Here is a 12,222-nt window from a genome sequence, read left to right as displayed (position 1 = left end):
CGCCATGCCGGACTCGCTCAGCGCGCGGCTGCGCGCGGCCATCGCGCATCACGCCGAGGCGGGCCGCACGGCCCTCGCGGCCCCGGACCCCATCACCTACGCCGATCTCGGGGCACGCATCGACGCCGCCGCGGGGGCGGTCCGGGACTGGGGCGTCGAGAAAGGCGACCGGGTCGGGCTGATCGCACCCAAGAGCGCGGCGGCCATCGCGACCTATTTCGGGGCCCTGCAGGCCGGCGCCTGCGTCTGCTTCCTCGAGCCCGGGCTCGCGCCGGAGGTTGTGGCCGAGCAGGCGGCTCTTGTCGGCATGCGGCACCTCATCGTCGCCGAGGCCTACGCGGCGCAGGTGACCGGGCGCGCCCTGGCCGGCCTGGACGTCCGGGCGCTTGACGGTTTCAGCAGCGGGACGGCCTTCGCGGCCGAGATCGGCCCGCGGGACGAGGCCATGCTGCTCTTCACCTCGGGGAGCACCGGCCGGCCGAAGGGCGTGCTGCTGCGCCACGAAGGGCTCATCTGCAACGCCACAGGCGTGCTCCGCCACACCGGCACGCGGCCCGAAGACCGGCTTCTCCACGTCATGCCGCTCCATCACACGAACGGCGTCAACAACCAGCTGATCGTGCCGCTCCTGGCCGGGGCCGAGATCGTGCTGATGGAGCGCTTCCAGGCCGAGGCCGCCCTTGACCATCTGCGCACCGGCGGCATCACCTACATGACCGGGGTGCCGACGATCTACGCGCGGATGCTGCCCCTGCTGCGCCAGGGCGAGCGCTTCCCGGGCCTGCGCTTCCTGCGCTGCGGCTCGGCGCCGATCACGCCGACCCTGCATCGTCAGATCGAGGACGCCTTCGGCGTGCCGCTCCTCGTCTCCTACGGCCTGTCGGAGGCAACCTGCACCTCGACCATGAATCCGCCAGGCCGGCGCCGCATCGGCACGATCGGAACCGTGCTGGAGGGGCAGAATGTCGGCCTGTTCGATCCCGTTACGGGTCGCCCGGTCGAGACCGGTCGGGAGGGGGAGATCCGCATCTCCGGCCCCGCCCTGATGGCCGGCTATCTCGGCAGCGCGGATCAGCCGATCGTGGATGGCTGGCTGCGCACAGGCGATCTCGGCCGCTTCGATGCCGACGGCTTCCTGTCCATCACCGGGCGCATCAAGGACGTGATCATTCGCGGCGGCGAGAACATCTCGCCCGCGCTAATCGAGCGACAGCTCGCCGCCCATCCCGCCATCCGCGATTGCTGCGTGGTCGGCGCTCCCGACGCGGATCTCGGCGAGGTCCCGGTGGCCTTCGTGGTGCTGCGGGAGGGCCAGGGCCTCGACGAGCCGGGCCTCAAGGATTTCGTGCGCGGCTCCCTCGCGCGGATCTATGTGCCGGCGCAGATCCACAAGCTCGATGTGCTGCCGGTCAACGGCGTCGGGAAGACCGATCGCAAGGCGCTGCGCAGCCTGCTGGCCGTTCCTTGATCCGCGCACGCAGGTGACGGTCCCCTCTCCTGGGCATCACGACGCCCCGGACGCGCGACGGCTCTCTCAGAACCCCGCGGGAGACCGCCCCCGCCGCCGGGTGGGCACCGCCGGCCTTCAGGCCGCCGCGTCGGCGCCCGGCAACGACAGGACCAGGGCCGCGGCGATCAGGAGCGCGGCCGCCGCGGCGAGGGACGGCACGGTGAAGCTTCCGGACGCATCGGCCAAGACGCCCGCCGCCACGGGACCGATGACCTGCCCGGTCCCGAATGCCGCCATCATCACCGCGACGATCCGCTGACGATTTCCGGCATGCAGCCGCCGCGCCCCGTCGATGCCGAGCGACGTCAGGGCCACGAACGTCCCGCCGAGGGCGACGGCCGCGTAGAGGATGGCCGGCACATGGGCCGCCAGGACGCTGGCCATCACACCCGACGCCTCGACGAGGCACGCGAGGGCGAAGCTGGTCCGAAAGCCCAAGCGCCGCTCGACCCAGCCCCAGATCGCGACGGACGGCGCCGCGGCGAGACCGACGCACAGCCAGACATAGGCCTCGGCCGTCGCGAGTTGCGGCAACGTCCGGACGATCGCGACCAGGAAGGTGGCGGTGATCACGTAACCGAAGCCGAACAGACCGTAGGCGATCACGAGCCGGGCGATCGACGCGGAGTTCGCGGTCCCCGCCTGCGCCCGGGAGGCGGCCGGGGCGGATCCCTGGAGCAGCCAGAGGATCGGTCCCGCGATCCCCAGGGCCAGCACGCCGCTGATTATCCAGAGGGCACGCCACTCGCATCCGGCTTCCCGCGCGATGGACACGACCGCCGCGGACAGCGCGATCCCGCTCCCGACACCGGCGTAATGGAGCGCGGCCAGATCGGAGCGCCCGGCCCGCGTCAGCCGGTCCATGACCAGGGCCGTGGCGAGGACGAAGCCGAGGGCGCTCGCCGCGCCGCCGACGAAGCGCAGGGCGACGAAGGCGGCGAGCGTCGAACACGCGCTCATGGCGACGAGCGTGGCGACGCAGGTCCCCAGGGCGCTGGCGAGCCAGAGCCTGCGTGCCCGGAGCAGAAGCGGGTGCGCCGAGGCCAGGGCGCCGGCGAGGTAGCCGGCGAAGTTGGCGGAGCCGATCAGGCCCGTTTCTGCCCGGGTGAGGCCGAGCCCGTCCGCCATGGCGGGCAGGATCGGCGTGTAGACGAAGCGACCGATGCCGATCGCGACGGCGAGCGCGAGGAAGCCGGCGGCAAGGGCCGGGAACGGCAGCCGGCCTCCTGCCTCCCCCGCGGCCGGGACAGGCGCAGCGGCGCCGCTCACCGGCACCGACCGCCGCTGTTCATGTCCGCAGACCCGCCAGCTTCATCATCGGGATGACCGCCTCGCCGAAATAGGCGAGGTCCGGCAGGTAGTCGAAGAAGTTGACCTGGACGCCGTCGCAGCCGGCCGCCTGCAGCTTCACGAAGCCTTCGACGATCTGCTCGGGCGTGCCGACAAGGTGCACGTTTCCGCCGATCACCCACTGGGCGCGGCTGTGACCGCGCCAAGACTTGGTGTCCCCACCCACGAAGGTCTGGACGAAGTTGTCGGCCGCGACGGGATCCTCATGCTCCAGGATGCGGCGGTAGGCCTCCTGCGCCTCCTTCTCGGTGGGGCGGCAGATCACGTGGGGGTTGATGATCGTCTTGACCTGCCGACCCAAGGAGGCGGCGAGGTCCTTGATCCGGGCGTTGACCGGCGGCAGGGTCTCGTAGGCCTTGGCGGGCTCGGCGCCGCCGGGGCTCGTGATGAAGATCAGGTCCGAGTGCTTGGCCGCGTAGGCCAGCCCGGCGCCGGACGAGGCCGCGTTGACCAGGAAGGGCCGGCGGGCCCCCGGACGCGGCGCCAGGAAGGCGTTCTCGGTCTTCCACCAGCGCCCCGCGAAGGTCAGGTTCTCGTCTTCGGCCCAGAGGCGCTCCAGGAGCGTCGTGAACTCGTCGGCCATGTCGTAGCGCAGGTCGTGCTCGATCATGTCGAGGCCGAACATCCGGTACTCGCTCGGCTTGTAGCCCGTGACGACGTTCACGCCCCAGCGGCCGCCGCTGATGTGATCGAGGGCGGCCCCGAACTTGGCGAGATGCAGGGGGTGCCACGCGTAGAGGATGTGCACCGTGTTGATGAGGACGATCCGCTTCGTCATCGCCGCCAGCGCGGTGTTGACGATGATCGGATCGAGCTCGTGCTCGCGGAAATGAATCTCGCCGCCGTAGCCGCCCTTGCCCATCCATTGGGCGAGGCCGAAGGCGAGGTCGAAGCCGAGATCCTCGGCCTGCCGCGTACACTGGGCGAGGTAGTCGAAGGTCCAGGAAGTCGAGCGCGGGGCCCGCGACGGGCTCCAGGCGCCCTCCTGCATCGGCAGGAACAGCCCGAGGATGAGCTTGTTCGGCGCGAGGCGTTCCAGGGGCGAGGCCGGCGCGTCGTGGGCGTGCGGCGTGAGGGGGTTCTGGGTGAGCATGCTCGTCACCTTCACGGGTCAGGCGGTGGTCAGGAGAGCGTGGGCTTGGCGCTGGACGCGACGAGGGGTTGGCCAGCGTCCAGATCGGGCGCGCGCGGCGCGACCGAGATGTAGTCCTCCTGCGAGCGGTCCTTGAGGAGCGCCGCCGAGATCAGGCTGATCGCCGCGATGATCGCGAGGTAGCAGCTGATCGCCGTTGAGGTGCCGTAGGTGTGCATCAGCCACGTCGCGATGATCGGCGCCGGGCCGCCCGAGGTGAGGGAGGCGAGCTGGTAGCCGATCGAGGCACCGCTGTAGCGCACGTTCGGCGGGAAGCTCTCGGCGATGAAGGCGGCCTGCGGCCCGTACTGCATGTCGTGGACCACCAGGGAGGCGACCACCGTCAGGGCGATCACGGCCGGGATCGCACTGTTGATCAACCAGTAATAGGGGAAGGCGAAGACCAGCATCGTGAAGGCACCGATCAGGTACATCCGCTTCCGGCCGATGCGGTCCGACAGGTAGCCGAACAGCGGCGTCGTGATCAGCGAGGTTGCGGCGGCCGCCAGCACGCAGTTGAACAGGAACGACCGTTCGAGCTTCAGCACGCCGGTGCCGTAGGAGAGCAGGTAGGTGGTGAAGAGGACGAACGGCGCCTGCTGTCCAGTGCGGATCAGGCAGGTGAGCAGGATGTCCTTCCAGTACAGCCGCACGGCGTCGAGGACCGGTGCCTTGGCGACCTGCTTCTTGGCCTTCATCTCCTCGAAGACCGGGGTCTCCAGCACGCCCAGGCGGATGTAGAGGCCGACGGCGATCAGGACGGCGCTCAGCAGGAAGGGGATGCGCCAGCCGATCGTCTCGAACTACTCGGGCGAGCCGGCATGGGTGACGACGGTGAGGACGAGGACGGCCAGCAGCATGCCCAGCGGCGAGCCGAATTGCGGCCAGCTCCCGGCCAGGCCGCGCCGCTTGTTGAACTGACCCCACTCGGTCGCGACCGCGATGGCCCCGCCCCACTCACCGCCGACCCCGACGCCCTGCAAGATCCGCAGAGTGGTCAGGGCGACGGCCCCCCAGATGCCGATCGAGTCGTAGGTCGGGATCAGGCCGATGAGGACGGTGCTCACCCCCATCAGCATCAGCGTGACCACGAGCGTGGCCTTGCGGCCGATCCGGTCGCCGAAATGTCCGAAGATCGCCGCCCCGAAGGGACGGGCCACGAAGCCGAGAAAGAAGGTCGAGAAGGAGAGGAGCGTCGCCGCGAACGGGTCATGCGACGGGAAGTAGAGCTTCCCGAAGACGAGCGCGGCGACGAGACCGTAGAGGTAGAAGTCGTACCACTCGATCATCGTGCCGATCGTGGCGGCGATCACGGCGCGACGCGCGTGCTTCGCCTGACCCGGATCCAATCCGGGCCGGCTGTCGTCTGCAGAGGCCATCGTTTCCACCCTCGTGTTGGCGTCTTGAGCGATTGCGCTCTCTTCTTCTTGGTGCAGATCCTGTTGGGGCCACGCTGCTCTCCGGCCGGTTCCCGTTGGCGTCACGGGCCGGCTGCGTCGGGAGAGGATCGGGTCGCCGTCAGGCGTAGTGCAGGGCCATGTCCTCCAGACGGCAGAAGCGACCCTCGTGGTAGAGGAGCGGAGACTTGCTCCCGACCGCACAGGTCACGATGCGCCCGATGAAGATCGTATGCGTGCCGAAATCCGTCTCCTGCACGACGGCGCATTCGAGCGTCGCGTCGGCGTCGCGGATCAGGGGACAGCCGGTCTGGCCGATCCGATGGTCGATGTCGGCGAACGGATCCGGCTTCTTGGCGGCGAAGTGCCCGGCCAGCTCCTCCTGATCGCTCGACAGCACGTTGACGGCGAAGGTGCCGGATCGACTGATCACCGGATGCGAGCGGTTCGACTTGTTGACGATGACGAGCAGGCTCGGCGGATCGGCCGAGACGCTGCAGACGGCGGTAGCGGTCATGCCGTTCATCACAGCCCCGTCGGCAGAGGTGATGACGTTCACGGAGGCCGCGAACCGCCGCATCACCGACTTGAACTGATCTCCCGATATGCTCTGGGACGGGATCATCACAACACATCCTTCCTGCGGTCACGGCGCGCGCAGCATTCGGCCGGTCCCGCAATCCACGCGACAGGCCGGGCAAGCGGTGGAGCGGTTGCTCTGACCGGCGATCATCTCGACGAACGACACGATAGCGCTGGCAGGACACGAAAAAAGCGAATTATTCCGCAGGCAAACGTTCGAAAATGTCGAACCATCGTGTCATCGTTGACGCCCGATCGATATTTTGCAGGACTGGGATCAGGTTGCTAGGCCTGATCCGGCTCGTCCCGCGCGCCTCCAGATTGGCGGGCTCTCTCCACGTAGATCCCGAAGAGGCTACACGGTCATCAAGGCTGCTCGGTCGTGAACATCAAACAGCTCGAGACCTTCCTCGAGATCGCGCGATGCGGAAGCTTTACGGCCGCCGCTGACCGTCTGAACGCGACGCCGTCGACGATCTCGGCCCGGATCCAGGACCTGGAGCTGGATCTCGGCGTCTCCCTCTTCGACCGCTCGCAGCGGCGGGTCCGGCTGACCGCCAAAGGCCGGGAGCTGCAGGTCTATGCCGAGCGCGCCATCGCAGCCTGCGCTGAAATTCGGACGCGGGTCGGCAGCGGCGACGCCCTGTCCGGCCTCGTCCGGCTCGGCGTGGCCGAACTGGTCGCGGTGACGTGGCTCCCGCATTTCGTGGACCTCATCCATCGATCCTATCCGCGCCTGACCCTGGAATTGCAGGTCGCCCTGACGGCCGACCTCCAGACCCTGATGGCGAATGGCGAGATCGACATGGCGCTGATGCCGGGCACGCGCTTCGACCCGCACCTCGCCACGCGCTCCCTCGGACAGGTGCGCTTCGCCTGGATGGCGGGCCGCGGCCTCGATCTTCCGAACCGCAGAATCGAGCCTGCGGACTTCCGGGCGATCCGCATCCTGTCGCTCGGCAAGAACAGCTTCCATCATCGAACCGTGGAGCATTGGCTCAACGAACGGGGCGACGCGCCGCGCGTCGTCGATCTCTGCAACAGCATGGGCGCCGTCGCCTCCCTGACGCAGGCCGGCGTGGGCGTCAGCCTTCTCCCGATCCAATGCTACCGGGCGGAGATCGCATCCGGCGCCCTGAGGGTTTTGGAGACCTGCCCGGAGGGGCCGCTGGTGGAATTCTTCGCCGTCTACGCGGCGGACGCGACAACGACCATTCCGCGCCTGCTCACCGACCTTGCGGCGGCGTCGAGCACGTTCGAGGACGCTCTTGGCTAAATCCGCAGCTTCAAGAGATTGTCCGTCCGGCCTGACCCGAGGAGGCTGAAGCTGCGAGGCCTCAGCGGTTCGGTGAGGCCGGATGAAAAGCCCACGGAATGCGCGTCGGGGCCGTCGGTCGGTCGCCTGAAGGGGTGCGGCGCTGAACGTGTCCGCGCCGAGCGGACGGCCCGGCGCGGACCCATTGCATGCGGGACGAGGCGCAGGTGGACGTCTTCGATGATATCGGGCCCGTCTACGACGCAACGCGGCGTCGTAGACGCTCGGCGAGCCTGGCCCGGTCGAGCTGGAGAACCGAGCTCGCATCGATCAGACTTGCCTCCACCAGTCCAGCAGCAGGACAATCACCGATTTCGTCGGCGTCATGCCCAGATCAGGATCCCCGACGCGCCGCAAGTTCATAGCGGCCCGTCTGCAATTATCCCGGGGCGCTCGGTCTCAGCTCTTTGTGAACGGATTGTTCGACTTGTAGTTTTTGCCCTTCGGCTCGGCCTTTCGCGGGTCGGGCTTGTCGGCGAAAAGACGCTTGACGCGCTCGTTGAAGTCCTCGGGCGTAACAGCCTGCGCTTTGCCGGTCGTAAATTCGCGTGCCATCTCGGCCTCCGCTTCGTCGCCCAGGGCACGGGATTGCGCGGAGGGATGCCGAAGCTATGCGCCGTCCGAAGCCAAAACGCCACTCCCAACGCAGGGTGTCGACGGTGGGACGACTTTCGGAGGGGGCTGAGCGCGGGTTTCGCCAGTTCGGAGATCCGCGGCGGCTGCGTTGCGCATCCGGAACGCGCATCAAAAGGGCCCCGTGTCCGATTTTCGCGCGGACGGTCATCGCCGCTCTGCGATGAGGGGCGTCAGGCTCCCGGGACGACCGGCCTGCCCGTAAAGGCGCGCGAAGGCGCCGGACTCCTCACCCGCCGCCAGGCCGCGATCGCGCTGCGTCTGTCTTCGAAGGTCGACCGCAGGCGTGTTCCAGGCGCGCCCCGACGTTCCTCCCCGAAGCCGTGGAGCAGCACCGCGTCGGGACCGAAGACCCGATGCATCTCGGCACGCCAGAGACGGTCGGTGACCGCAAGCACACGCTCGGTTTCTGCCAAGCGGTCGATATCCATGGCGGAGGTTCCCCGTTCACTGCCTGTCGCCGCACCGCCGGGCTGGCGACACGAGATCCCGCTCGAGGACCGGGGCAGCCCTGGAAGACGCGTCAGAGTGCTCTTGCGAGACCCGCCTCCAGGTTGAGGGCGCTGGCTGTCTGTTGAGCGAGGCGGACGCCCGTCGGCTCGACCACCGCATCCGCTTTCACGGCCTGGCGCACGACCGCAAGCGCCTCGTCCTCGGAGGTCGTGATCACGGCGTAGAACATCACCAAGGAACCAATCAGTTCCGCCTCGTCGGGGCGCGTCACCTTGAGGATATAGGCGGTCTGATTGGGCTCGATCATGGCCGCCTCGGGGGAATGGGCGCCGGCCGGGGGCATGAAACATCCTCACGTCTGAACATGTCGGGTTCGCAGCAGCGATCGATGATGGTTTGGCTCCGGGACCCGGTTCCCGCGCGGGAACACTCGCCGTGAGCCGACGGGCAGCCGAAGGCCGAGCGAGAGGATGCGCGCCTGTGCATCGCAAACTCCGTCGCTCGTGCCGTCGCGACGGATGATCGGTACGGGCATGGCAGAGCATCCGAGATGCTCTGCTCGAAACAATCGTCGCAGCTTTGCCGATCTTTGGAAGAAACGAGATCGGACGCCGTAGCTCTGCTCGCAGCAGATCGCGCGGCGCTCCGATGATCGCACCGTGTGGCCGCCAGTCTCCCTCGGCTTGCGCCGCGGCAGGCGAGGCCGGGACGGATCATCGTCCCTGTCGGTCCTGAGAGTGGCGTTCGGCTCGCCGCGTCGATCCAGATCGCAGCAGCATTCCCTCAGGGCGTTCTTCTCTGGCCCGATTGCTCCCGCAGCGTTGCCGGACGCAGCGGCCGTGCGGAAGCCCGGTCGGGCCGGATGGATCAAGAGGCCGGAACGAGTTCGCCTTCCCGTGCCGCGCGCTCACCGCCGTCGGACCGGATCCGGTAGGTGGGTTCGCCGGAGCGGTCATCCGGTGTGAGGCGGACCACTTCGAACAGGCCGTCGACGATACCCTTGTTGCCCGTATAGCTGGTCCCCAGCTGCCGCACGTGCTGGCCGATCTTGAACTTGTGAGACATGTTTCGTCCTCCAAAGAAGCGCTGAGCGGGGAGCGACCGGCTTACCGGCGGGCTCTGGCCTTGCGAGCGGCGAAGCGCGCGTCGCGGGCGGCCTTCTGCTCAGCGGCGCGGGCCGTCTGCAAAGCCGCTGCCTCGGCGACCAACCGAATCCGGTCGGCTTCGGCCTGCGCGCTGGCAGCGAGACTCTCAGCCTCGCGTGCGGCTTCGTCGGCGAGGCGGGCGACCACACGCTCGGTGTTGCGTGCAGTCCGCGCCGCGACCACAGCCTGGCGGGCTGCCTGCCGGGCGCGAAGGGCCGGATCGTCGGCTGACGGGCGGGCCCGGAACCGGGCCAGGGTGTCCTGTCGCGACTTGGCGATCGCCGCCAGATGGTCAACAAGCTGACTTGCTTTGTATGGTCCCACGAATATTCCTTGTGCGCGCCAGAGCTAAGCTTTGGCTGCGAAATACAGATGAAGCCGCCCCCGGGGGAACGGCTTCGAGACGCGTCTTGGAAGACGGAGTGTGGCTCAGACGGCCTGGAGGCTGCCGGCGGACTGCTTGCCGCTGCGGCGATCGGTTTCCATTTCGTAGGAGACCTTCTGGCCTTCGGTCAGACCCTGCATGCCGGCACGCTCGACGGCGGAGATGTGCACGAACACGTCCTTGCCGCCGTCATCCGGCTGGATGAAGCCGAAGCCCTTGGTGTCGTTGAACCACTTAACGGTGCCGATGCTCATAGGTATTCCATATCGTTATAGGTAGTTAAATAGGTCGAGCGCACGCCATGCACGCGCTCGGTCGCGAATTTTCGAAAATGGGAGAGATGCAGAGCGCTCGCCCTGTTAAGGCGATGCGGCCGAATATCTGGCCAAAAGTCGATTTATCATCTGTACGGCATCGGAGAGATAATCACAAGCACTAAGTCAAAATGCAGGATGTTTGATACGCGGCGCAGAAGATTTTGGCGGTGCAAATCAGCGGCGCGAAGCTAGGCAGCGGTTTCCATACCGACCGCGCCATGGATTCCAAATCCGGGTCCCCGGTTACCCGAACGAAGCTGCACGCTGCCTTCAGATCCTCACACTCGCCGCCCCAGCGGCCGCGGCTTGTTCCACGGAAGCACCGCCGCGCAGGGCCATGGCGATGGCCGTCGATATGGTGTCGATCGCCAGCGCGCGATCCTGACCATAATCGTAAGAGCTGTTTCTGTCGGAACTCAGCCTGGCATAGTAGCTGTCCGGAAAGCGCTCATCGATCCGCAGCTTGAGCATTCGCGTTGCTGCGTTGTAATCGCTTTCGAACTGTCGAGATTTTGTGGAATACCCGCCTTCGAAGGTGCCGGCTTCGCGCTCTTTGGACATCGTATTCGCCCTGCGACTCTGAGTTTCGCCAAGGAAAAGACCGATGATTTTGCTGGTCAACCAGCGCATGACGTGCATTCTGTCCTCCTGACTTAAGGGCCGTTGAGCGATGCTCGGTGCTGTCGCGTCGTCTCGCGGATCCGGGTATCCGGCTCGGTATCCGCCCTCCCCGGTTCGACGGGCGCTCGAAGAGCAGTCCTGAATGGCCGCGCATGCGACCGTCTGCGGATAGATCAGTGCCTGTTCTAGGCCGAAGCCATCGGTAAAAGGCTCTCGATGCGGAGCTTCAGCCGCGTCGCCCGGATCGCGTCCAGGGTGCGCCGATGCGCATCTGCGGCAATACCTTCGGCTTCGAGGTCCGTGAGCTGATCGATCAGCCACCCACGCTCCTGAAGACCAGGCAGCTGCGATGAACGTGCAACCATCCTGATCAATCTTTGCATCACCGGGCAAGGCGGTGCTGAGTACGGCTCGACCACGATTGTCATCTCCCGATTTCCGCCATCGTGTCAGCCACGATTGCGGGGCTCGGCGAGGCCCACAATCGACGGAGCCGCCCTGTTGACGGCCACCCGCGGCTCTTCCGCTTTCTTTGACTCGCTGGATCCGCGGCTCGATTCGGTTGCCATGATCGCGCTCCGCGTCACGTTCGGAGGCAGGATAGGACCGGCTCCGGGATCTGTCGGACGGCCGGATGGCAAGCGGTCGAATCTCCGTTGGGCCGTCATGCGCGCCGTACCCGGTATAGGAACGAAGCGTCAGCACCTCACCTTCGGATGCAGGCCGATGCAGCCGATAGGCTTGGCGCACCTGATGAGAGCGGAACCGTCCTGAAACTGACGGGATGTTTGCCAAGCACGCCTGTCCATTGCAGGCGGGGGCGCAGGCCCTCAGTCACCGGCGCCTGGATCAGTCGATCCGATGATGGTCTCACTCTGCGCCTTCGAGCGCGATAAAGATAGTCCTCTGGCGTTGGGGCATCCGCTGCCCATGCAGCGGCCCTGCAGTCGCCTCTCCCTCGGCCCGGTCCGAATTACCGGTATTGCGTCGGGGCGCTTCTGACCGCGTACGCCCGCAGTGGCTGCCTTGGCGTCAGCCGACGGGGTCCGCATCGAGCGATACGCGCAGGCGCATCCGCACCACCCCCATCTCGTCGCGGACAGCCGCCATGTAGTCCTGCCGGCCGGGCGCGTCGGAGAATCCTTGCGCGATACGTGTCATGATCTTCACGGCCTGAGACCGGGCGGCCTCAAGGCTCGGCAGGTCGTAGCCGTCTCTGTCGCGGACGATGTCGGTTCCGTCGTGCAGATCGATGAAATAACGCGGCATAGGCGGCTCGGCGAGGCTGATCCGTCCGCCACGCTAACCCGTTTCCGCACTTGTCCGCTTACCCCTTTTCGGCAGCTTGCCCGGACCGCGGCGCCACACGCGTCGGTCGCGCC

General features: G+C 67.1%; 16 protein-coding genes. 2 read left to right on the top strand and 14 right to left on the bottom strand.

What is annotated here, in order from left to right; genetic code table 11:
* Positions 1-4 precede the first annotated feature (4 nt).
* Positions 5-1,468 carry a class I adenylate-forming enzyme family protein gene (locus MCBMB27_RS26240; RefSeq protein ID WP_075381648.1) on the top strand — a complete coding sequence of 488 codons (1,464 nt, stop codon included), beginning with the start codon at positions 5-7 and terminating at the stop codon, positions 1,466-1,468.
* Positions 1,469-1,585: 117 nt separating this feature from the next.
* Here MCBMB27_RS26240 and MCBMB27_RS26235 read toward each other — a convergent pair whose 3' ends face one another.
* The 5 genes from MCBMB27_RS26235 to MCBMB27_RS26215 form a co-directional block, all read right to left on the bottom strand.
* Positions 1,586-2,779, bottom strand: a complete 1,194-nt coding sequence (locus MCBMB27_RS26235; RefSeq protein ID WP_210187515.1) for a YbfB/YjiJ family MFS transporter — start codon at positions 2,777-2,779, stop codon at positions 1,586-1,588.
* Positions 2,780-2,798: 19 nt separating this feature from the next.
* Positions 2,799-3,953 carry an LLM class flavin-dependent oxidoreductase gene (locus MCBMB27_RS26230; RefSeq protein WP_075382125.1) on the bottom strand — a complete coding sequence of 385 codons (1,155 nt, stop codon included), beginning with the start codon at positions 3,951-3,953 and terminating at the stop codon, positions 2,799-2,801.
* Between the two features lie 29 nt (positions 3,954-3,982).
* A complete protein-coding gene (locus MCBMB27_RS30715) occupies positions 3,983-4,786 on the bottom strand; it encodes an MFS transporter (protein WP_335633097.1) in 804 nt (267 codons plus the stop codon).
* Between the two features lie 9 nt (positions 4,787-4,795).
* The gene (locus tag MCBMB27_RS30710; protein WP_236952836.1) at positions 4,796-5,371 is read right to left on the bottom strand and encodes an MFS transporter; all 576 of its coding nucleotides are present in this window, start codon (positions 5,369-5,371) and stop codon (positions 4,796-4,798) included.
* 139 nt (positions 5,372-5,510) lie between these two features.
* Positions 5,511-6,014, bottom strand: a complete 504-nt coding sequence (locus MCBMB27_RS26215) for a flavin reductase family protein (protein WP_075381645.1) — start codon at positions 6,012-6,014, stop codon at positions 5,511-5,513.
* 339 nt (positions 6,015-6,353) lie between these two features.
* Between MCBMB27_RS26215 and MCBMB27_RS26210 the strand changes: the two genes are divergently transcribed.
* The gene (locus tag MCBMB27_RS26210; protein WP_043346609.1) at positions 6,354-7,247 is read left to right on the top strand and encodes a LysR family transcriptional regulator; all 894 of its coding nucleotides are present in this window, start codon (positions 6,354-6,356) and stop codon (positions 7,245-7,247) included.
* 438 nt (positions 7,248-7,685) lie between these two features.
* Here MCBMB27_RS26210 and MCBMB27_RS30330 read toward each other — a convergent pair whose 3' ends face one another.
* The 9 genes from MCBMB27_RS30330 to MCBMB27_RS26170 all read right to left on the bottom strand — a co-directional run bounded on the left by MCBMB27_RS30330 (position 7,686) and on the right by MCBMB27_RS26170 (position 12,109).
* Positions 7,686-7,841 (bottom strand): hypothetical protein, encoded by a 156-nt coding sequence (locus MCBMB27_RS30330; RefSeq protein WP_164706323.1) that lies wholly within the window; start codon positions 7,839-7,841, stop codon positions 7,686-7,688.
* Positions 7,842-8,092: 251 nt separating this feature from the next.
* Positions 8,093-8,350 carry a hypothetical protein gene (locus MCBMB27_RS26205; RefSeq protein WP_075381644.1) on the bottom strand — a complete coding sequence of 86 codons (258 nt, stop codon included), beginning with the start codon at positions 8,348-8,350 and terminating at the stop codon, positions 8,093-8,095.
* Positions 8,351-8,442: 92 nt separating this feature from the next.
* Entirely contained in the window at positions 8,443-8,679 is a 237-nt protein-coding gene (locus tag MCBMB27_RS26200; RefSeq protein WP_075382124.1) for a hypothetical protein, read from the bottom strand.
* Positions 8,680-9,239: 560 nt separating this feature from the next.
* Complete coding sequence (locus MCBMB27_RS26195; protein WP_043346614.1) at positions 9,240-9,437, bottom strand: hypothetical protein; 198 nt, start codon at positions 9,435-9,437, stop codon at positions 9,240-9,242.
* Between the two features lie 41 nt (positions 9,438-9,478).
* Positions 9,479-9,841, bottom strand: coding sequence for a DUF6481 family protein (locus MCBMB27_RS26190; protein ID WP_043755289.1), 363 nt, complete (start codon positions 9,839-9,841; stop codon positions 9,479-9,481).
* A gap of 105 nt (positions 9,842-9,946) precedes the next feature.
* Complete coding sequence (locus MCBMB27_RS26185; protein ID WP_043346616.1) at positions 9,947-10,156, bottom strand: cold-shock protein; 210 nt, start codon at positions 10,154-10,156, stop codon at positions 9,947-9,949.
* Positions 10,157-10,489: 333 nt separating this feature from the next.
* Entirely contained in the window at positions 10,490-10,858 is a 369-nt protein-coding gene (locus MCBMB27_RS26180; RefSeq protein ID WP_043346618.1) for a hypothetical protein, read from the bottom strand.
* A gap of 167 nt (positions 10,859-11,025) precedes the next feature.
* The gene (locus tag MCBMB27_RS26175) at positions 11,026-11,268 is read right to left on the bottom strand and encodes a hypothetical protein (RefSeq protein ID WP_236952835.1); all 243 of its coding nucleotides are present in this window, start codon (positions 11,266-11,268) and stop codon (positions 11,026-11,028) included.
* A 604-nt stretch (positions 11,269-11,872) separates the two neighbouring features.
* Complete coding sequence (locus MCBMB27_RS26170) at positions 11,873-12,109, bottom strand: DUF6894 family protein (RefSeq protein WP_043346619.1); 237 nt, start codon at positions 12,107-12,109, stop codon at positions 11,873-11,875.
* Positions 12,110-12,222: the final 113 nt, after the last annotated feature.

The organism is Methylobacterium phyllosphaerae (assembly GCF_001936175.1).
In the GTDB taxonomy this organism is placed as follows: domain Bacteria; phylum Pseudomonadota; class Alphaproteobacteria; order Rhizobiales; family Beijerinckiaceae; genus Methylobacterium; species Methylobacterium fujisawaense.
Note: the sequence above shows the minus strand (reverse complement) of the source record. Positions and strands in the feature narration are given on the sequence as shown.